The sequence below is a fragment of the Acidobacteriota bacterium genome (genome assembly GCA_039030395.1).
Lineage (GTDB): Bacteria > Acidobacteriota > Thermoanaerobaculia > Multivoradales > JBCCEF01 > JBCCEF01.
In genome coordinates this window covers 117,703-140,138 of the sequence record JBCCEF010000004.1, presented here as the reverse complement: position 1 = coordinate 140,138, position 22,436 = coordinate 117,703, and the positions used below count along the sequence as shown (strand labels likewise).

General features: G+C 65.4%; 13 protein-coding genes. 4 read left to right on the top strand and 9 right to left on the bottom strand.

The window, feature by feature from the left end:
* Window positions 1–338: 338 nt before the first annotated feature.
* Entirely contained in the window at window positions 339–1,856 is a 1,518-nt protein-coding gene (locus AAF481_06445; protein ID MEM7480794.1) for an L-histidine N(alpha)-methyltransferase, read from the top strand.
* Window positions 1,857–1,915: 59 nt separating this feature from the next.
* Here the strand turns inward: AAF481_06445 and AAF481_06440 are convergent, their stop codons facing one another.
* The 7 genes from AAF481_06440 to AAF481_06410 form a co-directional block, all read right to left on the bottom strand.
* Entirely contained in the window at window positions 1,916–2,485 is a 570-nt protein-coding gene (locus tag AAF481_06440; protein MEM7480793.1) for a TetR/AcrR family transcriptional regulator, read from the bottom strand.
* Complete coding sequence (locus tag AAF481_06435; GenBank protein ID MEM7480792.1) at window positions 2,482–2,610, bottom strand: hypothetical protein; 129 nt, start codon at window positions 2,608–2,610, stop codon at window positions 2,482–2,484. Before AAF481_06435 ends, AAF481_06440 begins: the two co-directional genes overlap by 4 nt.
* Entirely contained in the window at window positions 2,610–4,574 is a 1,965-nt protein-coding gene (locus AAF481_06430) for a redoxin family protein (protein ID MEM7480791.1), read from the bottom strand. The genes AAF481_06435 and AAF481_06430 overlap by 1 nt, the downstream gene beginning before the upstream one ends.
* A 132-nt stretch (window positions 4,575–4,706) precedes the next feature.
* Window positions 4,707–7,910: an efflux RND transporter permease subunit gene (locus AAF481_06425; GenBank protein ID MEM7480790.1), complete on the bottom strand. Its 3,204-nt coding sequence runs from the start codon at window positions 7,908–7,910 to the stop codon at window positions 4,707–4,709.
* Window positions 7,907–9,073, bottom strand: coding sequence for an efflux RND transporter periplasmic adaptor subunit (locus tag AAF481_06420; GenBank protein ID MEM7480789.1), 1,167 nt, complete (start codon window positions 9,071–9,073; stop codon window positions 7,907–7,909). Before AAF481_06420 ends, AAF481_06425 begins: the two co-directional genes overlap by 4 nt.
* Window positions 9,070–10,617: an efflux transporter outer membrane subunit gene (locus AAF481_06415; GenBank protein ID MEM7480788.1), complete on the bottom strand. Its 1,548-nt coding sequence runs from the start codon at window positions 10,615–10,617 to the stop codon at window positions 9,070–9,072. The genes AAF481_06420 and AAF481_06415 overlap by 4 nt, the downstream gene beginning before the upstream one ends.
* Window positions 10,614–11,282, bottom strand: coding sequence for a TetR/AcrR family transcriptional regulator (locus tag AAF481_06410; protein MEM7480787.1), 669 nt, complete (start codon window positions 11,280–11,282; stop codon window positions 10,614–10,616). Before AAF481_06410 ends, AAF481_06415 begins: the two co-directional genes overlap by 4 nt.
* Window positions 11,283–11,581: 299 nt before the next feature.
* Here AAF481_06410 and AAF481_06405 point away from each other — a divergent pair, with 299 nt between their 5' ends.
* From AAF481_06405 to AAF481_06395, 3 genes are read left to right on the top strand one after another with little or no spacing between them, the layout of a single operon-like run.
* Entirely contained in the window at window positions 11,582–12,730 is a 1,149-nt protein-coding gene (locus AAF481_06405) for an efflux RND transporter periplasmic adaptor subunit (protein ID MEM7480786.1), read from the top strand.
* Window positions 12,727–16,323 carry an efflux RND transporter permease subunit gene (locus tag AAF481_06400; GenBank protein ID MEM7480785.1) on the top strand — a complete coding sequence of 1,199 codons (3,597 nt, stop codon included), beginning with the start codon at window positions 12,727–12,729 and terminating at the stop codon, window positions 16,321–16,323. The genes AAF481_06405 and AAF481_06400 overlap by 4 nt, the downstream gene beginning before the upstream one ends.
* The gene (locus tag AAF481_06395; GenBank protein ID MEM7480784.1) at window positions 16,323–19,511 is read left to right on the top strand and encodes an efflux RND transporter permease subunit; all 3,189 of its coding nucleotides are present in this window, start codon (window positions 16,323–16,325) and stop codon (window positions 19,509–19,511) included. Before AAF481_06400 ends, AAF481_06395 begins: the two co-directional genes overlap by 1 nt.
* A 171-nt stretch (window positions 19,512–19,682) precedes the next feature.
* Here the strand turns inward: AAF481_06395 and AAF481_06390 are convergent, their stop codons facing one another.
* Both AAF481_06390 and AAF481_06385 read right to left on the bottom strand, forming a co-directional pair.
* A complete protein-coding gene (locus AAF481_06390) occupies window positions 19,683–20,999 on the bottom strand; it encodes a glycosyltransferase family 2 protein (GenBank protein ID MEM7480783.1) in 1,317 nt (438 codons plus the stop codon).
* On the bottom strand, window positions 20,996–22,432 hold the full coding sequence (locus AAF481_06385; GenBank protein MEM7480782.1) for a glycosyltransferase family 4 protein: 1,437 nt from the start codon (window positions 22,430–22,432) through the stop codon (window positions 20,996–20,998). Before AAF481_06385 ends, AAF481_06390 begins: the two co-directional genes overlap by 4 nt.
* Window positions 22,433–22,436: the final 4 nt, after the last annotated feature.

Here is a 22,436-nt window from a genome sequence, read left to right as displayed (position 1 = left end):
GACCTGCCGGTCTTCGCAGGTTCGCCTTCGCTAGAAAACTGGATAGAATCCTTGGAAAGTGTTGCGCTAGAGCGCCCTAAAGACTCGAAGGGTGAAACCGCACCGACGCTGGCCCGAGCGCTCTGGCCGCGAGCTTGAGAAGGGTGGTCCCAGACGCAGGCTCGGCGGGCAGCCAAGCTGGATTCGTAGAAGAATACAAGCAGGGTGAAGCTCCTAGGCTCTGAGTACCACGAGAAGTTCTATGAGCGATCATTCCAAGCGGACCGCGTGACGGAGTCAACAACCTGCTGGCGTGCTGGTTCGCCGGATGGTCCGGTGGTCGGAAGGAAGAGAAAGAGATGTCGAACAAGAAGAAATCCGTAGTATTCGTAGGCTCATCTCACGAGTCGCGTAGATTTGCATATGCAATTCAGGACGCTCTAGAACACGATGCCGACGTAAGGGTCTGGAACCAGGTTCGCTTTGACCTGTCTCGAACCGCCCTGGACACGCTCCAGCGGGAGGTAGATCGAGCTGATTTTGCCGTCTTTGTCTTCTCCCCAGACGACGCGCTCGAGCATCGCGAAGAGAAGCTTCTAACCACTCGCGACAACGTCATTTTCGAACTGGGCCTCTTTATGGGTCGACTTGGCACAGATCGGTCATTCGTCCTATTCGCCACAGGGACTGAGAAGTGCCTCAGATTTCCAAGCGATCTTCTCGGAATTACAACGGCAAATTTCGATTACTCAAAGTGCCTCGAATCGGCCCATGACATCGGGGTAGAACTCGGACCTGCCTGCAACAAAGTTAGAGTCGCCATCGCACAGATGGGGCCAAGGACCCACAAGGTCTCACAGCGTGTCAAAGGAGTTCTCTCCCGAGGAAGCACAGAAGACATCAAGGTGTTTGCTGATGCAGGTATTCATGTAGCAGAGGATCGACATGACTACCTCGACTCACTCAGGAGGAGCGTCCTCAGTGGAGAACTTCTTCCTACCAAGTTCCTATACTGGCCACCCCAAGGAAGTACGCACTGGCTCCAGGTGTGCAACCATAAGCAGTATGATTTCTACCGACAATCGCTACGACAACTCCGCAAGAACATCCACGAGATCGCCTTGGAGATCATTCGCGCGAACGATTCTCCAGAGGTCGACATCGTCAGCGTAGGTAGCGGAAACGGCGTCAAGGACAACGTAATTCTTCTCGCGCTCATCTCTCATCTATCTCGACACGAATTGCTCTATTACTACCCAATCGATATTAGCGATGCCCTTCTAGTTCGCGCCGTTCGGGCCGCCCTTAGGGGAATCCCCCGACTTTCTAGCGTTCGCGTCAAGGCCTTGGTCGCCGACTACACCAAACTTGAAGAACTTCAAAAGTTTTATGAGGATCGTCCAGCCAGGAATCTATTCTCATTACTAGGAAACACCATCGGCAACGCAGATGAGTCGAAGCTCTTTGACGTGCTCGGAGACGCCATGCTGGACGGCGACCTACTGCTTCTGGAATTCAACACCGCGCCAGCCCTGCCGGACGACTCAAGCCTGAATTTCACCGCGAATAAGGAACATGACTTTACTCCGCTCGCTTGCTTCAATGTTCCCTTCGACCCCGAAAAGCTCAGCTACACCCCAGTTACCGACCTCAGCGTCGTCCCCAATACAACAAGTATTCTCTCTATCTACTCCGCAGCCACAATCGGACGAAAAGAAATAAAAGATGTCAAGCTGTCGGTCGTTCATCACTACGACCGAGACTCATTTCTCCGAGAACTGACCTCAAGGCTCAATATCTCCGTCTTGAAGGTACTAGAGGGACCCAAAGGCGTTTGCCTCGTACTCGCCCAGAAACAGGCCGTCAGGAACCACTAGAGACTACACGAGGGCCTCGAAATCCCGCTCCACTTTGACAGCTCGGAAAGCAGGCAGGCCTAGCGTTGGCGAAGGCCGTCGACCAGAGTGCGATAAACCAACCGGGCGGCGTCACCCGGTGCCATGACGCCGCGATGGATGCTGTGCCAGGCGGCCCAGATCGAAGAGTCGATCACGGCGACGATCCATTCGGTAGGCAAGTCGTCGGCAAAGAAACCCTCCGTCTTGGCCTGGTCGACGAAGGCGGCCAGCTCGCTGAGTTGGCGGTTGGTCTCGCTGGCAACTTGCGGATCGGCGCCCGCTTGGGTCTCGTTGGCCAGAAAATGGTAGCGATCGCCGAAGGGAACCAGTGCTTCGATCATCTCCCGCAGGGCCGTCGCTGCATTCTGATAGCGCTCGAAGACCGGCGCGGTTGCCTCATCGGTCAGCCGAATCGCCTCGAGGGAGAGTTCCTTGACCAGCTCTTCGCGCGACGGAAAGTGACGATAGAGCGTCGCCCGGCCGACTCCCGCAGCCTGCGCCAAAGCAGCCATCGAGGCACTCGGAGACTCGGTCAGGACCAACGCCGCAGTGTCGAGAATCGCCTCGCGGGTTGAGCGGCGGGGTCCTCTTTGGGTGCGGCTCCTCAAGGTGCCGGCTCCTCGAAGCAGCCCTCGGGCAGAGCCACTCCGGCGAAGATCAGCTCCTGCTCGCGGCGAAACCACTCCTCGAAGATGTACGGCTCGAGGGGCAAGACTGGCATTTCCTTGGGCATCACCGACCGGCTCCCTGGGCGTGTTGGGCGCCATCGAGATCCGCTGGGCGCTGCCATGCCGCCCGTGAGGCACGCCGCAGCTTTGCGACCGCACGACGGTCCTCCTGGATCACCGTCAAATAGAGTTCCGCCATCTCCTGGTCCGACCCCCAGCCCCATTTGACGCGCCGCGGCGGGGAGTTCGGATTGACCGAGTTACTCGACGAGTTGTCGAAGCGAAACAGGGCTTCCAGGGTGCTGCCGGCGGGGATCAGCTGCGGTTGTCGATAGGTGTAGATTCCCTGCCATCGCAGGTCCCAGTCGGTGACGTGAAGCAACGGCAGTTCTTCGCCGTCGGGCAATTTGGCAACCACTCGCGCCTCGCGCCCTAGATAGTGCATGTGCGGCGAGATGTCGACCAACTCCATGTCGACCGGGACCTCCATCGTCACTCGCCTCCAGTAGTGGGCCTCCCCGGCTGGAATGTCGACATCCTGGGTGCCGACCATCAATCCGGTGACACCCCGCTCGACCGGCTCGTCGGCGAAATAGAAGGCGATTGAGCTTTGGTCCATCGTCGGCTTGCCGGTCAGGTGGTAGTGGACTTCGAGGACGATGTCGCCGCCGCCGGGCAGGTCGAAACCGCGGCCGGTGGGGAGGCGGTAGGGACCGACGCCCGGTGCCCAGGCGCCCAACGCGTTGGCGCCGTCGTAGGACATGAAGCCGCCGGTACCGAAAACCGAAAAGCCGGGCCCGGGATCGCGCCGGTCGAGCCGGCGGGCGCGGCCCGAATAGTCGACGAAGTAATTGCAATGGTGGACGACCGAAGCGTCGCCAGGCTTGAAGTCCATCGCCACCACGACCGCGTCATCGAGTTCTCCCATCGGCAGGACGAAATAGCGGTAGATGTCTTCGCCGTCCGCCGGTACCGAGAAGGCCGCCGGCATGGTGAGCTCGAGGTCCGGCGGCCCTAGCTGCCACTCAGACGTTTCAAAGGTCGGCTTCGGCAGCCGCATTGCGGGTTCTCCCAAGGGGGCGCCGGCACTGGCCCAAGCACTCAGCAGTCCGATCTGTTCGGGGCTCAGAAAACGTTCTTGGCGAAAGTGGCCGAAATCGCGCTCGGCCGACCACGGCGGCATCAGGCCGGCACGGGTCACCGCCGCGGTCATCGTCGACCAGCGCTTGGCGGCGCCGTAGTCATCGAGCGCGAACGGGGCGACGCCCCCCGGCCGATGGCATTCGACGCAGTTCGCGTCGAGGATCGGTGCGATATTGGAGGTGTAGGTCGGTGTGGCCTCGGTTTCCGGCCAGCCGTTGAAGACGCAACCCACCGCTGGGGTGGCGACCGGGTGCTCGACCCGGCCTGCAGCGACCGCTTCGATGGCGCGCAGCAGATCGTGGCTGCGAGCTTCTCGACGAGCTTTCGTCAGCGCCGGGAATCGGTCGTCGATACGCCCGCGGTAGGTGATCCGCCCTGCCAGATCCACGACGAAGGCCGACGGCACGGTCTGTGGCTCGAGCTGCCGCGCCAGCTCGCCGTTGGCGTCGAAGAGCAACGGGACGTGGAGCTGGTATTCGTCGCGAAAGGACCGCGCCGCCTGCCAGGTGATCGCCGGATTCGAAACCACGGTAAAGAAGTCGACGCCGGCCTTGCCGGCGAGTTCGGCCAGTTCGTTGAGTCGCCGTACATAGCGCCGCGAGATCGTGCAGCCGTCGTTGAGAAAGACCACGGCGACGGGGCGGCTGTCGTCCGTGAGTCCGAGGTGGACGACTTCCCCGTCGACGGTCTGCAGTCGCAGGCCGATGACCGACGTGGTTTCGGCCAGACCGTGGGGCTGGGCGACCTGAGATTCCGCCACCGTCCGGTGGCTCTCATGACCGAGGTGTTGGTGCTCGGCCGCCACGGCCGCCACCAGGCCGACGATCAAAGCGAAGAGGATTGCGATCGCAGGAGACAAAGCTGGCAAGCGCGGGTCGTGTTGCATGTCGAATCTCCGGTAGCCGAGGCGCCCCGAGGGGCGCGATCAGTAGATTGAGACAATTATGTCTCATAAGAGACCGCACTGTCAACGATATCTATCGAAAGAGCTACCCTCCCGCCGTTTTCACCGGCGTTGTCAAGTCGCCGTCGCCAGGGTCGTCTCGCCTCCGTCTTCCGCCTCGTCCCGCTCCATTTGGGAGCGCTGGAAGAGGCCCTTGATGTCCTCCAGGATGCTGTAGAGCACCGGCACCAGCACCAGTGTGATGAAGGTGGCGAAGAGCACCCCGAAGGCCAGGGAGCAGGCCATGGGGATCAAGAACTGGGCCTGCATGCTCTTTTCCAGCAGCAGCGGTAGGAGCCCAGCGAAGGTGGTCAGCGAGGTCAAGAGGATGGGTCGGAAGCGATCGACACCGGCTTGGCGGATGGAGTCCAGGAGCGGCGTGCCGCCGCGGAACTTCTCGTTGATCCAGTCCACCATCACCAGGCTGTCGTTGACCACCACACCGGTGAGGGCGACGATGCCGAAGAAGGACAGCATGCTCAGGTTGATGCCCATCAGCACATGGCCCGCCACGGCGCCGATCAGGCCGAAGGGGATGGAACTCATCACGATGAGCGGCTGGAAGTAGGAACGGAAGGGGATCGCCAAGAGGGCGTAGATGGCGAGGAGCGCGATGCCGAAGCCGCGCACCAAACCGCTGATGGTCTCGCGCTGCTCCTGCTGCTCGCCTTCCAGGGAGTAGCGCACGTCCGGGTAATCCGCCAACATCGCCGGCAGCACCGAGCCGGTGAGGTCATTCAAGATCTCCGTCGGGTTGCCTTCGTTGAGATCGACATCCGCCGTCACGCTCACCACCTGCCGGAGGTCGGTGCGCTGAATGGACGCTGGACCGCGCGACAGCGATGCTTCGGCGACGGTGCTGAAGGGCACGCTACGGCCGTCCGGCGTGCGGATGCGCATCTCTTCGAGATCGGCCAAGGAACGGCGATCGGCCTGCGGGAAGCGCACCATCACCCGCACGTCCTCGCGGCCGCGCTGAATGCGCTGCGCCTCTTCGCCGTAGAAGGCCTGGCGCACCTGCCGCCCGAGATCGCTCAAGGTGAGACCGACGGCTTCGCCCTCGGCGGTGATCCCCAGCTCGATCTCCTGCTTGCCGGCGCGGTAGGAGTCCGCGATGTCCTGGACTCCGGGGTACTCGGCAATGGCCGCCTTGAGGCGATCCGCCACCTCCTGCAGGCGTTCGCCGTCGGCACCGGAGAGCTGCACGTTGATCGGCTCACCGGCCGAGAACAGGGCGGAACTGAAGGTCAGGCTCTCGGCGCCGGGGATCGCCCCGGCGGCTTGACGCCAGCGGACGGCCAGCTCCGGACTGGTGATGGTGCGCTCCTCCGCCGGCTCGAGTTCGATGTTGATCTCGCCGAGATGGCCACCGGAATAGTCCTGGCCGACGCCGCCGGCGCCGCGGCTCTGGTCGGTGCGGAACGGCTGCGCCCCGAGGGTGGTAGAGACGTTGCGGTAGACGCTCTCGCCGGTCTCTTCCTCCACTTCTTCGAGCATCCGGAAGGCCGCCTCCTCCAGCGCCCGCACCGCTCCGGTGGTCAGCTCCGAGGGCGTGCCCTGGGGCATTTCGAGAATCGCCACCACGTTGTCCGCCTCCGTCGGCGGCAGGAAATTGAAGCGAATCCAGCCGCCCTGCACCACCGCGAAGGTGATCAGCAACAGGGCCAAGGACGAGGCGATCACCATGTAGCGCCATTCGAGGGCACGGGAGAGGGCCGGCCGGTAGTAGCGCTCCGCGACGCGCGCCAGGGCGGAAGCGAAGCGCTGCTGCAACCGCCGCCAGCGCAGACGCAGAGCCGAGGCCTTCTGCTCCTTGGCGTGGGACAGGTGCGACAGGTGGTTCGGCAGAACCAGCAGCGACTCGATCAGCGAGAAGACCAGCGTAACGATGACGATGATCGGAATCACCCGCATGATCTTGCCGACGTTGCCGGGCACATTCAGAAGCGGCGCGAAGGCCGCGACCGAGGTGAGAATGGCGAAGGTCACCGGCTTGGCCACCCGGTGGGCGCCGTCCACCGCCGCCTGCAGGCCTTCCTTGCCGCCCTCGAACTCCGAGTAGATGTTTTCGCCCACCACGATGGCGTCGTCCACCACGATGCCGAGGACGATGATGAAGGCGAACAGCGAGATGAGATTGATCGAAAGGTCGAACACCGGCATCAGGGCGACGGCGCCCAGGAAGGAAATCGGGATGCCGAGGGTGGTCCAGCCGGCGAGCTTCAGGCGCAGGAAGAGGGCCAACGTCAAGAACACCAGCACGAAGCCGGCGCGGCCGGAGCGCACCAGCAAGCCCAAACGGCTGCGCAATATCTGGCTGTCGTCCTGCCAGGCGGTGAGGGAGATTCCCGCGGGCATCCGCCCCTGAGCGCTCGCCACGTAGTCCTTGACCGTATCGGCGACGTAAATGGCGCTCTGTTCGCCGACCCGGAAAACCTGCACCAGCGCCGTCGGATCGCCGTTGAAGCGCGCCGCGACATCCGTGTCGGCAAAGCCGTCGACCACCGTCGCTACGTCCTCGACCAGCAGGCGCCGGCCGTCCGGCAGGGCTTTGACCGGCAACCGCTCGAACTCTTCGCGCTCGTAGGCCTGTCCCTCCGTGCGCAACAGGATCTCACCGCCGCGGGTCTCAATCTCGCCGCCGGGTAGATCGAGGGACGAGCGGCGGAGCGCCATGGCCACTTCGTCGAAGGTCAGGCCGTAGCGCCGCAGTGCCTGCTCCGAAACCTCGATCGAGATCTCGTCCGGCCGGATGGCGGCCAGCTCCACCTGGGTGATCCCCGGCAGCGCCGTGATGTCGTCCCTCACGCGCTCCGCCAAACGCTTGAGAACCTTTTCGTCGGCCGCGCCGGCAACGGCGACGTTGATCACCTGGCGGCGGATCACCAGCTCTTCGATCACCGGCTCCTCGGCCTCGTCCGGGAAGGTGTCGATGGCGTCAACCCGGCTCTTGATCTCGTTGAGGAGCTTCTGGGCATCGGCGCCGCGGGCCAGCTCCACCATCACCGAACCGACATTCTCGGAGGCCGTGGAGGTGATCTTCTTGCTTCCCTGGAGGTCCTGGATCGCCTCCTCGACGCGGATGACGATACCCTCTTCCACTTCCTCCGGCGCCGCCCCCGGATAGGGCACCACCACCGACACGCGATCCGCCGAAAACTCCGGGAAGACCTCTTGCCGCAAGGTGAGGGCGGCCATCACCCCGAGGGCGATGATCAGCACCATCAGCAAGTTGGCGGCGACGCCGTTGCTGGCGAACCAGTGGATCAGGCGCCTCACGACGATGCCTCGCCTTCGATCCGCACCTTCATGCCGTCGACGGCGGTCACCAGCGGTGAGACCACCACCGCATCGCCGTCCTCGAGCCCGCTTTCGACGATCACCGTTTCGCCCTGCGTTCGGGCCACCTCCACCTGCCGAAAGGCCAGCGTGTCACCGCCCTCCACCACCATCATCCGCTCCCCCTCACGCAGCGCCGCCCGGGGCAGCAGGAACACCCCGTCGGCCGCCCGGCCGGCGATCTCCGCGCCGACGAACAGGCCCATCGGCAAGGCCGGATCGCCTTCCCCACCGGCGCGCCGCCGGAAGGGGTCGTCGACCTGGGCGATGAGGTCGATCATGCGAGTGCGAGCGTCGATGGCGCCGCCGGTGCGCACCACCCGCGCCGGCCACTCGGCGGCCTCGCCGGCTAGATTCGCCTTGAGCCGCACCGCCGGGCCGTCGTCGCCGGTCGCCGCGCCGAGGGAGATGTCGAGAAACTCCAGGTCGCTCTGCGACACCGGCAGGCGAACCTCCGCCACCTCGGTACCGAAGATCGCCGCCAGCGGCGTGCCGGGAGCCACGAACTGCCCGAGATCCACCTGCCGACCGGCCACCCGGCCGGTGAAGGGCGCGGTGATGCGGGTCCGGCGCAGATCGAGCTGCGCCTTTTCCAGATTCGCCTCCGCCGCCGCCAGGGCGGCGCGCGCCTCGGCGAGCTGCGGCTTGCGGAGCACCAGGGCGTTGGCCTCGCCGTTGCCCAGTTCCCGCCACTCCTCCCGCGCTACCTCCGCCTCGGCGGTGGCGAGTTCGAGGCGCGAGGCGGCCTGGGCGACCATCGCCTCGGCCTGAGAAAGGGCCAGCTCGTAGTCCGCCCGTTCGAGGCGCAGCAGCAGATCTCCCCGGCCGAAGAAGCCGCCCTCCGCGAAGGACGGGGACACCCACTCGACGCGGCCGGCGACCTGCGCCACCAGGGTGGTCTCGGTGTGGGGCATCACGGTGCCCTGGCTGGTGACGTCCAGCCGTGCGGCGGTGCGCTCGGCCGAAACCGTCTCGACCAGCGGCGGCGGCGAGGTGGACGACACCTTTTCCACCTCGGGCTTGGCCCGGGCGATGAGCACCGCGGCCAAGACGCCACCGGCGAGGACGAGGAACGGGAGGAGAATACGGACGGGTTGCTTCATGGCGAGGAGACCTCCGTTGCGGGGCTCGCGGTCGGTAGTTCGGATGTCGGATCGAGGATCGAGGAATCCTGCGGGGCACCGTCGGCGGCTGCGCCGGCCGTCGCGCCGGCGCCGGCCTCGAAGCCTCCACCTAGAGCGAGGTGGAGATCGGCCCGAGCATCGAGGCGCTGACGCCGGGCCGTCAACAGTTGACGACGGGCCTGAAAGGCAGCGCGCTCCGTTTCGAGTACCGCCAGGTAATCGACCAGGCCGGCGTCGTAGCGCTGGGCCGCTAGCCGGCGGGCTCCTTCGGCTTCCGTCGCCGCCCGCTCCGACGACGCCATCTGGTCGGCGAGCAGCGCCTCCGCGGTCAGCGCCGCCTCGACTTCCGCGAAGGCCCGCTGCACGGCCTGCCCCCACAGCGCCACCGCTTCACGCTGCTGCGCCTCGGCGAGTTCGACCCCGGCCCGCAGGCGACCGCCCTGGAAGACCGGCTGCAACAGATTGCCGGCGAGGCGCCAGATGGAGAAATCGCTGTCCACCAGGTCCGACAGGTCGTCAGACGACCGGCCGGCGGAGCCGGTGAGGCTGAGGCGCGGATAGAGCGACGCTCGCGCCTCGGCGACTCCGTATCCCGCCACCGCGACGCGCTGCTCGGCAGCCACCAGATCCGGCCGGCGCAGCAGCAGGTCCGAGGGCAGGCCGGCGGGAATCGCCGGCGGCAGGGCCAGCGACTCGGCCGCCGGCACCTCCACCTCGCCTGCCGGGTAACGGCCCACCAGCACTTCGAGCTGGCGACGCGCCGCCGCCAGCTGCAGGCGCCGGGCGGGCACCAGCGACGCGTCGCCGGCTTCGGCGCTGATCGCCAAGCGCAAGTCGAGGGCGGAGCGCAGGCCGCGTTCGTAGCGACGGCGAATGCGCTCGGAGCTGTCTTTGCGGTTCTGGAGTTCGCTCTCCGCCAGGTGGAGCTGGCGCTGGGCGTCGAGCACCGCGAACCAGGCCTTGGCGGTCTGGGCGGCGATCGACTCGCGCGCCGCCACCAGCTCCGCCCGGGAGGCCTCCACCTGCGACCGCGCACCGGCGGTCATCGCCCGTAACCGCCCCCACAGATCGATTTCCCAGGAGACGTTGAGCGATGCCCCGAAGGTGGTGGTCGTAGTGCTCAGCACGCCGTCGCTACCGGGGATCGGCAGGCCGATGAAGTTCTGCCGCGCTCGGGAACCATCGAAGGAGGCGCTGGCGCTCGGTTTGGCGGCCGCTCCGGCGAGGCGCGCCCGGGCAACGGCAGAATCGACCCTTGCCGCCGCCGCCACCAAGTCCTGGTTCGAGGACAGCGCCTCCTCCACCAAGGATTCGAGGGTGGGGTCGCCGAAGGACCGCCACCAGGCCGATTCGGCAGCGATTGCGGTGACTGGCGAAGAGGATGGCACCTCGACGGAGGCGTAGGAGTCGGGCACGTCGAAGGGCACCGGCGGCGAGGACGGCGGCGCGGTCGCGCAGCCCGCCGCCAGCAGCAGGAGCGCCGCCGAGGGCGCAGAACGAACGGCTCGCTGGATCCGGCTCATTTGGAATCTCCGGTCTCTCGGGCGGCGATGGTCATCGGCGACTCTTCGACAACGGGATTCGCCATGCCCGCTTCGGCGAAGGTCACCAAGCGCTGGAACAGCGCCTCGGTGCCGCCGTCGCCGCCGTGCAGGTGCTCCGCCAGGGAGCCCGCCGCCACCGTGTGGATCATCGATCCGACCATGAAGTGGAAGCGCCAGAAAATCTCCTCCGAAGGAATTTCCGGCAGGGCCATGGTGAAGGCCGCCACGAAGCGGTCCACCACCGGTTGGAACTCGGCGACGAGGATCTTGCGAACCTCATCGCCGGGCTCCGAGAACACCCGCCCCACCAACCGGGCGATGGCTTCCGGGTTCTCCCCGGGATCGGCCATCATCCGCGCGACCGGTGCGAAGAAGGCCTCGATGATCTGCCGCGCCGTCGGCGAGCCGTTCCCTTCCAAGGCATCGAGTCGCTCGAGACGTTCCTGATTGAGGGGTCCGATGCGCCGGGCGAACACCGCCCGCACCAACGAAGCCTTGGAGCCGAAGTGGTAGTGGACGGAAGCCAGGTTCGCGTCCGCCGCCTGGGTGATGGCGCGCAACGACGAACGGGCGATGCCGTGCTCTGCAAACAGCCGCTCGGCGACATCGAGCAGCAGTTCCTTGGTGGTGGGAGCGTCGGGCATGGGCGGCATCGGATTCTTGTCAGAACTCTCAAACAAACGTTTCAAACATACGTTTGAATGGTAGATTCTCGAACTCCGGCTGTCAACCCATAGGCTGAATCCGCCGGAGCCGCAAACGCCTTGCGCGGCCCTCGAAGCAGCACTTCGGCATCCCGAAAAGACCGGCCGAAAACCAAGGCCGGAAACAAAGCCCAGAGCCGCGGCGTAGTACTGAACAGCGGAAGCAAGAGTCGCTTTTCGATCTACAAAGAAGATGAGCTCGGGCCCACAGCCGGCTCGCATGGGGGAGACTGATCGTCATGACCATACTCAGAACACTGCTCGTCGCCCTTTGCCTCGTCACCTTGGTCGGACTCCAGGTGGGCTGCGCCGGTGGCGCCACGGACGCCGCCGAAGCGAGCACGGAAAAAACCGATGCGGAGAACAACAAGAAGAAGGCTGAAGAGGACGAAGAAGAGCCCGAAGCGGTTCCCGTCGAGGTGGTCGAACTGGCGACCGGTTCGATCGAAGAAACCCTCCGCTACTCGACCAATCTGGAAGCTGAAGAAGCGGTGACGGTGTTCGCCGAAGCGTCCCGCCGGGTGCAGCAACTGCGGGTGGAAGAGGGCAACCGGGTGCGCAAAGGACAGATTCTCCTGCGGCTGCAGGACGACGAGCAGCGCACTCGCCTGGCCAAAGTCCAGAGCCAGCTCGACAAGGCGGCGCGGGAGTACGATCGCCAGAAGCGCCTGTTCGGCCAGGAGTTGATCTCCGAACAGGCTTTCAACGACGCGACCTACGAACTGGAGCAGCTCCAGCTCGAACTGGAAGAGGCCCAACGGCAGCTCTCCTACACGGAGGTGCGGGCGCCGATCTCGGGCACCGTCACCAGCCGCATGGTGAGCCTCGGCGACTTTGTGACCATGAACCAGCCGCTGTTTGAGATGGTGGACTTCAACTCCATTGTGGCGCGGGTCTTCGTACCGGAGAAGGAATTGACCCGGGTGTCCGTAGGCCAGCCGGCGCGCATCGCCGCACCGGCCCTGGGCGACGAGCGGCTGGCCGGCGAGGTCGAGCGCCTGGCGCCGGTGGTGGATCCGCAGAGCGGCACCGTCAAGGTCACCGTCTCCACCCCGCCGGCGAGCGCCCTGCGGCCGGGCATGTACGTGGACGTGGAGTTGGTGACGGCGGTGCGCGAAGACGCCCTACTCCTGCCCAAGCGGGCGCTGGTTTACGACGAGGATCAGATCTTCGTCTACCGCCTGAAGGGCGACGACACGGTCGAGCGGATCCTGCTGCGCGCCGGTCTCGAAGACAAAAACTTCATCGAGCCGGAGGGCGGCTTCTCGGTCGGTGACCAGGTGGTGATCGCCGGTCAGGCGGGCCTCAAGGACGGCATCGAGGTGCGCACCGTGGCCTCGCCAGGTGCGGATCAGCGGGCGGACGCCGACGGCCTGGAGGCGAGATGACCGGGCCGGGCTCCTCCAAGGACGGGGCTCTGTCGAACTTCACCACCAGTCGGCCGGTGGCGGTGTTGGTGGTGTTCATCGCGGTGACGGTCTTCGGCTTCTTTTCCTACGGCCGCCTGCCGGTCACCCTGATGCCGGAACTCTCCTACCCCACCCTGACGGTGCGCACGGAGTATCCGGGAGCGGCGCCGGAAGAGGTGGAGAACGACATCAGCCGGCCGATCGAGGAAGCCCTCGGGGTGATCGGCGGCCTGGAGCGCATCTCCTCGATCAGTCGCGCCGGGGTGAGCGACGTGGTGATGGAGTTTTCCTGGGACACGGAGATCTCGGATGCCACCCAGGACGCCCTCGAACGGCTCGACTTGGTGTTTCTGCCGGATGAGACGGAACGCCCGCTGATCCTCCACTACGACCCCTCCCTCGACCCGGTGATGGAACTCTCCCTCTCCGGCCGGGGCGACCGCTTCGAAGGCGAGGAGGGCCTGCGGCGGCTGCGGCGGCTGGCGGATCTCCAGATCAAACGCTCCCTCGAGCCGATCACCGGCGTGGCGGCGGTGCGCATTCGCGGTGGCCTCGAAGAAGAGATCCACGTGCTGGTGGACGAAGACAAGCTGGCCCGCACCGGCATCTCGATCCAAACGGTGATCGACCGCCTGCGGCAAGAGAACATCAACGTCGCCGGCGGCACCATCAAGGAAGGGCGCACCGAGTACATGGTCCGCACCCTCAACGAGTACCAAGACACCGGCCAGATCGGCGATACGGTGATCGCCCGCCTCGAAGGACGAGACGTTCGCGTCAAGGACATCGGCCGGGTCGAGTGGTCTCACCGGGAGCGCGAGATCCTGACCCGCACGGACGGCGACGAGAGCGTCCAGATCGACATCTTCAAGGAAGCCGACGCCAATATCGTCGCCCTCGCCAAGCGGGTGACCGAACGCCTCGGCGAGATCGACGAAGAGGCCGCCGCGGTCGGCGGCGGCAACCGGGAAGGCGGCCGTGGGGGCGGCCCTCAGGGCCGGCAGAGCGGTGGCCTGGCGCAAGCGATCTTCGACAACGAGGGCGCCCGCCTCAAAGTGGTAGCGGACCGTTCGCTGTTCATCGAGAGCAGCATCAACGAGGTGCGCAACACGGCGATCCTCGGCGGCCTGCTGGCGGTGCTGGTGCTGTTTCTCTTCTTGCGCAACCTGAAGACCACGACGATCGTGGCGGTGTCCATTCCGACGTCGCTGCTGATCACCTTCGCGCCGATGAACCTGCTGGGGATCTCGCTCAACATCATGTCCCTGGGCGGCCTGGCCCTGGGTATCGGCATGTTGGTGGACTCCTCCATCGTAGTGCTCGAATCCATCTTCCGCTGCCGCGAAGAGGGCGACTCGGTGAACGGCGCGGCGATTCGCGGCACCGGCGAGGTGCGCGGCGCGGTGATCGCCTCCACCTTGACCTCCATCGCCGTCTTCTTTCCGATGGTGTTCGTGGAAGGCATCGCCGGCGAGGCCTTCGGTGACCTCGGCATGGCGGTGGTGATCTCGCTCCTGGCTTCCCTAGCGGTGGCGGTGTTCCTCATTCCGATGCTCGCCAGCCGGCGCTGGAACGTGAGCACGGAAGCGGTCCAATCCTCCCAGTCCGAAAGCCGAACACTCTGGCAGTGGTGGTCCTTGGAGGATCTGAAGCGCGACCTACGCTCGAAGCAGGGCGAGGGGCGGCGAGGGGCGTTTTGGAGCCTTCTGGGCGGCCTCCTCTGGATCGTCAAGTTCCCGTACCTGATCCTTCGGTTCGTCGTCTCGATCGTCCTGGAAGCGATCGGCAAGCTGGTCCTGCTCATCGCCTTCGTCTTTTTCACCGCTCTCCGGTTCTTGCGTGTGCCTGCCAAGTTCGTCTTCGGCTTTCTCTTCGCGCTGCCCCTGCGATTGACGGAAGGTGCCCTCAATACCCTGCGACGCCACTACCCGCGGGTTCTGGGCTGGGCCCTGCGGCGCGCCGGCACGGTGGTGGTGGCGATGCTGCTGCTGGTGGGACTGACCACCGCTCTCGCCCTCGAACTCGACAGCGAGCTGCTGCCGGAGGTCCACCAGGGCGAATTCACCTTCGAAGTGGCCATGCCGGTGGGTACGCCGATCGAGGAGACCGTCCGCATTCTGGAGCCGGTCGAGCAGGCGATCCTCGCCGAACGGGACGACATCGACGCGCTGATCGTCACCTTCGGCTTCGACGCGGCGAATTCCCAGCGTTCCGACGAGGGCGAACACTCGGCGCGCTTCAAGGTGCTGTTGGAGCGGCCGGAGATGTCCTTCGGCGAGAAGTTGGGCGCACTGCTCAGTGGCGAGGGCAGCGTCCGGTACCGGGAGGAAGCGGTGATCGGCCGCATCCGCCAGAGTCTGGCGCAGGTGCCGGATCTGGACGCCCGGGTGGTGCGGCCGGTGTTGTTCAGCTCCAAGACGCCGATCGAGCTGGAAGTCCACGGCGATGACCTCGCCGCCCTCAAACAACAAGGCGAAGTGGTGCGAGCGACCATGGCCGCAATGCCGGAGCTGGCCGATGTCGACGTAACCTTGAAGAGCGGCGCACCGGAGGTGCAGATCGTCTACGACCGGGAGCGACTGCTGCGCTACGGCCTCAACCTGCGCGGCACCGCCGAGTTGGTGCGCAATCAGGTCAAGGGTTTCGAGGCGACGCGCTTCAACATGCAAGATCGCCGGGTACCGATTCTCGTCCGCCTCGGCGAGGAGGATCGCGAGACGGTGGAAGACCTGCGCGCCCTGGTGGTCAATCCCGGCACCGGCGCGCGGCCCATCCCGCTCTCCTCCATTGCCGACGTCACCTTGGGCGAAGGCCCGAGCGAGGTACGGCGGGTGGACGGCCGGCGGGTGGCGCTGGTCAATGCCAACATCGCCGCCGGCTCGTTGGGCGGCGCCGTCGAGGCGATCGACCAAACCTTGACCCAGAAAGTTGACTGGCCCGAGGGAATGACCTACTTCATCGCCGGCCAGAACGAGGAGTGGCAGCGCAGCAAAGGCAGTCTGTACCTGGCCCTGGGGCTGTCGATCTTCCTGGTGTTCGTGATCATGGCGGCGCAGTTCGAGTCGCTTCTCCAACCGCTGGTGATCATGTTCACCATTCCTCTGGCGTTCGTCGGCACCGTCCTGGCCCTGGCGCTCCTCAACATCAGCCTGTCCATCGTGGTGGTCCTCGGCATGATCATGCTGGCCGGTATCGTGGTGAACAACGCCATCGTGCTGGTGGACTACATCAACACCCTGCGCGGCCGCGGCATGGATCGCGACGAGGCGATCGTCGCCGGCGGTGAGGCGCGCCTGCGGCCGATTCTGATGACCACCGCAACGACCGCCCTCGGCTTGCTGCCGATGGCCATCGGCCTCGGCGACGGCGCCGAGATCCGCACCCCCATGGCGATCGCCGTGATCAGCGGCCTGATCGTTTCGACGGGATTGACCCTGCTGGTCATCCCGGCGGTCTACTCCCTCTTCGATCGCGGACGGGCGCGAATCTTCGGCGGCGCCGAGGAACCGGCCGGCCGCGAACCCTCTTCCGGCAGCGGCATGCTGCGCGATCCCGAAACGGCGGTGCCCTGATGACCCAAGACGACACTCAGCGAAAAAACTCCCGGGGTTCACGACTGGAGGAGATACTGCCGCGCTTCTCCCTAGACCGGCGGATCACCGTACTGGTGCTCCTCGCCACCACCCTGGTGGTCGGCCTGGTCGCTACCCTGGGCATTCCCCTGGAGCTGTTCCCGGCGGGCTACACGGAGCCCTATCTGGGGGTCAACGTGCCGTGGTCCGATGCCCCGGCCCGGGAGGTGATGGACAAGGTCATCCTGCCGCTCGAAGAGGAGCTCTCCACCGTCAAGGGGCTCGATCGGCTGAACTCCTTCTCCACCACGAGCTTCGGCCGGGTGTTCATGATGTTCAAACAGGGCACGGACATGGACGTGGCCTACCGCGAGGTACGCGACCGGGTGCAGCGGGCCAGGGTGCGCATGCCGGAGGATGCGGACCGGGTGTACATCCGCAAGAACGACACTTCCGGATTCCCGGTGGCGATGGTCGGCCTGGGCGTCGACCCCTCGGTACCGGATTCCTACAGCCTGGTCGAAAAGGGCGTACGAATGCCCCTGGAACGGATCGACGGCGTGGCCCAGGTGAGAACCCAAGGGCTGGAAGAAAAAGAGATTCTGATCGAGCTGGACCGCGAGCGCACCGAGGCGGCGGGCCTGAACATTTACGCCATCGCCCAGGATCTGGCCGGCGACAATTTCAGTCTGGCGAGCGGCAGCGTGTTCACCGGCGGCAAGAAACTCCTGCTGCGCTCCGTCGCCCGCTACCCGGACCTCGACACCGTGCGCGAGCGCTCGGTGGCGCCTTCGGTGCGGGTGGAGGACATCGCCCGGGTAGCCTACGAGGAGCCGGACAAGAAGTATCGGGTGCGGGTCAACGGCCGGCCGGCGGTGGCCCTGGAAGTGATGAAGGAAGGCGAGGCGAATACCCTGGAGGTCTCCCAACAGGTTCATCGGGTAGTGGAAGAGCTGCAGGCGGACCCGCGCCTGTCGGGCATCGAGATGACCGTCTTCTTCGATCAGGGCTCGGTGATTCTCGAATCCCTGAGCACCCTTTTGGACAGCGGCAGGATCGGCGCGATCTTCGCCATCGGCGTGCTGTTCTTCTTCCTGCGGCGCGGCCGCATGACCCTCATCATCACCCTGTCGATTCCGCTCTCCATGCTGATCGCGCTGACGGTGATGTTCTTCGCCGGCGAGAGCCTCAACATCCTGTCGCTCCTCGGCCTGATGATCTGTGTCGGCCTACTGGTGGACAACGCCGTGGTGGTAGCGGAGAACATCTACCGGGTGCACAAAGAGGGCGCCGGACGCCGCGAGGCCTGCATCCGCGGCGCCGGCGAAATCGCCCTCGCCGTGACCATGGCGACGCTGACCACGGTCATCGTCTTCCTGCCGGTATCGCTGGTCGAGGGGCAGGCGCAGTTCTTCCTCCTGCGCATGGCCATTCCGGTCTCCGTATCGCTTCTCGCTTCGCTCTTCGTGGCGCTGGTGTTCATACCGCTTTCGGTCTACCTCACCCTGCCGGCCCGCGGCGCCGAGGCCACCGGCTGGCGCCATCGCCTGCATCGCCGGGTCAACGCCGCCCTCACCAAGAGCTACAACAGCACCTTCGAGCGGGTCAACGGCGCCTACGGACGACTGCTCCAGTTCTTCCTCGGAAGGCGACTCGAACTGGTCATGAGCATCGTGCTGGTGGCGGTGGTTTCGGGCATCGCGATGAACGCCCGGGAACTCAAGGTGGTGGAACAAGACGAAAACGAGAGCCCGGGGATCGAGGTCGACATCGAGCTGCCCCAAACCTACTCCTTCGAGGAAACCCAGCGCTACTTCCTGGAAGTGGAAAAGGTGATGGAAGCCAACAAGGAAAAGTGGGGGCTCGACGGCCACTTCTTCTTCCACCGCACCAACTGGGGCGAGATCGAGGCCTGGTTCCCGCGCGAAGGGGAGCGGCCGATGACCCCGCGGCAGGTCACCGAAGCGGTGCTCGCAGCCCTGCCGGAGGCCGCCGGCGTACAGTTTTACACCGGCTCCGAAGACGAGGGCGGCGACGACGACAAATCGATCTACCGGGTCACCTTGAACAGCGAGGACCCGGATCAACTGGAAGCCGTCACCGAGGATCTCGAAGACGTCTACGCCTCGGTGGAGGGCGTCCTCGGCATCAAGAAGCTGGCCGGCAACGACCGCCAGCCGAACGAGTTGTCCCTGGTGGTGGACCGAGACCGGGCGCAGCAGCAGCAGGTCAATCCGGAGGTAGTGGCCGGAGTGGTGGGCTACGCGCTGCGCGGCCAGTCGCTGCCGAAGTTCTACCAGGACGGCCGGGAAATCGAGGTGCGGGTACGGTTCGAGGAAGAAGACCGTGAGAGCTTGACCGAACTGGCCGGTTTCCAGGTGCCCACCGAAACCGGCACCTTCGTACCCCTGGCCTCCCTGACGGACGTCGAATCGTCCGCCGGTGCCAAGTCCATCTTCCGGCGCAGCAAGCGCATCGCCCGCACCATCACCCTGGAGCTAGAAGAGGGCAAGGAGGACGAAACCCGCGACCGCCTCGCGGCCCTCACCCGGCGGATCGATCTGCCGGAGGGAGTGACCTTCGGCAGCAGCCGCCGACAGAACTCGACCAACGAAGAGGCCCAGGCGATGGCCTTCGCAGCCCTGATGTCGGTGCTTTTCATCTACCTTCTGATGGGCTTCTTGTTCGAGAGTTTCATCCTGCCATTATCGATCGTCTTCACCATTCCCCTGGCGGGCATCGGGGTGATCTGGGCCCACGTGCTGGCCAACCGGGACATCGACTTCCTCGGCATGGTGGGAGGAGTGCTGTTGATCGGAGTGGTGGTCAACAACGGCATCGTGCTGATCGACTACATCAACCGACTTCGGCGTCAAGGCATCGAGCGGGCGGAGGCCATCCTGTTGGCTTCGAGCCGCCGCTTCCGGCCGATCATGATGACCGCCCTCACCACCATCTTCGGCATGATCCCGCTGACCCTCGGCCAGCCGTCGACCATCGGCATGTCCTACAAGAGCTTCGGCTTCACCTTGATCGGCGGCTTGACCACCGCGACGCTATTGACCCTGCTGGTGGTGCCGGTGCTCTACACCCTGTTCGATGACGCTCGAAGGGTCTTCGACACCCTCGTACGACGGGTGTTTCGTGGGACTCCGGAAAACGAAGTCTTCGTCGATCCCGTCATCTAGCAGGTAGCTGAAAAAGGCCTTCGGCCCCTCATTTCAGCTGCCCTGCTAGCTTTCTTGGTCAGGGGGACTCAGCGTCCCCCTCGCCCGAAATGCATTGCATTTGCGGGCTCACCCCCATCTTCGGCGGCTCCTCGTCGGAGGCGCCCAGCCCTTCGGGCTCGGAGCGCCCGCTCAACACGAGGGGTTGCCTTCCACCTCCATCACCTCTTCGAGGTTACGATCCACCAGCGGTAGATCCGCCGGCAAGCTCCGGCGGAACCCTTTCCGGGCAAACAGCAGTTCGTCCCCCGGATAGGTCGGCACCAGGTATACCGGGAAACGCTCGAAGAGATAGGCATCGCTCACCTTGCGGCGTGCCTGCACCGCGGCCCGGTGCGCGGCGATGCGGTCGAGATGGCCGAGGATCCAGGTCTGTGCCCGCAGTTGAGCGACGGTGCGGTGGTCCGTCAGCACCGGGTGAGGGCCGCCGGCCAGGCGTGCTTTGAGGTGACGGGCGAAGGTGCGGGGCTTGAGCCAGATGGGCCGCCCGCGCTTGCGGCGAATCGGCAGCGCTTCGGATCTGGCCTCTGACTCCTCTTCGCCGTTGCCCGTATTGGCGATCATGCCGGCGTAGGGGTCCTGAGTGAGGATCTCGCCGCCAGGGTTGTTCTGCACCAGCAGGGTCTGGGTGCGGGAGGCCAGCGCCCACTGCACCGCCGGCATGACGCGCTGCCAGAGGCCGTCTTCGTAGTTCTTGTAGGCGGTGACGAAGGCGTTTCGCTCGAACAGGAAGCCGCGGTGATAAAGACCTAGCAGATCGCTGGTAGCGCTCGACCGATGGTGCACCACCGCGTCCGCCACGTAGCGCACCCGCTCACCGCCGGCCCACAGGCGCCAGCCGAGATCGACGTCCTCCAGATAGGCGAAATAGTCCTCGTCGAATCCACCGGCGGCGAGGAAGGATTCCTTGCGGATCAGCATGTTGCCGCCGCAGGCGAAGAACAGTTCCTCGCCGTCCGCCGGGTCGTCCACCGGCCGCAGGCGATCCAGCGGCCGCCGGAAGCCCATCTGAAAAGCGTGGCCGTCAAAGGTCATCACCCCGCGGGCGAAGTCGAGGCGCTCGCCCTCCCAGTCCAGAATTCGGCCGGAAACGGCGGCGATGTCCGGCGGCGAGCGGCGCAGTCCCTCCACCAGGGCGGCCAGCCAGTCCTGCCGTGGGCGAGTGTCGTTGTTCAAGAAGGCGACGGCGTCGCCCTCGGCCTGCCTCACCAACCGGTTGTTGCCGGCGCAGAATCCCAGGTTGTGACGACTCTCGACCAGCCGCAGCGGCAGGCGATCCACCGCCAGCCACTCCTTTCGCAGCCACTCGGCGGTGCCGTCGGAGGAACCGTTATCCAGCACGAGAACCTCCCACGGCACCCCCGGATCCCGCTGCCCGGCGAGGGCTTCGAGACAGGGACCGAGATGCTGTCGGCCGTTCCAGCTCAGAATGGCGACGGAGACCTTCAAGCGCCTTCCCCGCGCCACCAGCGCCCGAGGCGGCGGCGCAACCGGAAGGGCAAGCCGTCCGCCGGCGCCACCGTCTCCGGCCGAAAGGCAAAGGCTTCCTTCGTCTCGTCCCGCCGCGGCCGGCGGCAAAACTCCACCAACGGAGCCAGGGAGCGCGGCCAGGTGAAAGCCGCCACCAGCCGCCGGCGACCCTCCGCCGACGGCTCCCCAAGCATTCTCGTGGCGCCTCCCGACATTCGGGTGGCACCTGCCGACATTCGGGTGGTACCTGCTAGAGAAGTCTCTAAGTCGTTGATTTTGTTGGCCTCTGACATTCGGGTGGCACCTTCCAGGGTGGCCTCTGACATTCGGGTGGCACCTTCCAGGGCGGCCTCTGACATTCGGGTGGCACCTTCCAGGGCGGTGCGAAGGACGTTCGCGTCGCCGGGGGGGACGACGCGGCCGGCCTGGTGCTCGGTCAGCAGACGGCCGATGGTGCCGCCGGCGGTGGCGATCACCGGACAGCCGACGGCTAAGGCTTCGAGGTAGCGGGTGCGCAGCGAGAGGCGGGTTTCAAGGCTCGGCCGATGCGGCGCCACCAGCAGGTCGACGTCACGCAGCAGATCCCAGCGGCGCTCCGCCGGCACCCAGTCGAGAGCCCGTACCCGCTCCCCCCACCAGCCGCGCTCACGGCATTTGGCTTCGACCTCGGACATCAAGGCCTGGGGGGTGGAGTCGGCGTTGGGGTTGCGGATGAAGTAGAGCACCCAGTCGGCCTCCATTCCTTCGAGCGCTGCGAGGAGCACCCACGGGTCGTACCAGTCGTAGAGGCCGCCGAAGAGGATACGGAACGGGGCCGGTCCGGAGGCTCTCTCCGGCAACCAGGGGCGATGCGGCGGCAGCTCGTCCGGCAGGCCGAAAGGGACCGGAGCGATCAACCCGGCGAGATCCGGATCGTCCGCCATGCGGTGCGGGTTGATTCGCCCCAAGGCCGACAGGAACCCACAGTAGAAGGTTTTCTGCTCTTCCGACGAGCACAGGAAGAAATCGCCGCGGGACATCTGGAGCACCCAGGTGGCGTGGTCGTTCTTGTACGGGTCGAGGCCCAAGGATTCGACGTAGTGCAGGTTCTCCACCAGCCACGGATCGTAGAGGTCGATGGCCGTCGGCAACTCCGGGCATTCGAGCAGCAGATGATTGGCGAGCTGGCCCTGGGCCACGGCGCCGTCGCAGTCCGCCAGGAGATCGCCGAACCCACCTGCCGCACAGGAGCGCACCGGTACCTCGGCCGCGGCTTCCGCCATCTCCTCCACCGTTGCCGGCGACACCAAGACGACCTCGACCTCGCCACCGGAGAGTTTCGGCAGCCGCCGCGCCATCTCCAGGTAGCGGATGCCGATGCCGGCCATGCGCGGCCGGATGGGCTCGCTCGAAAGAAAGGCGATACGGGTCATGAAG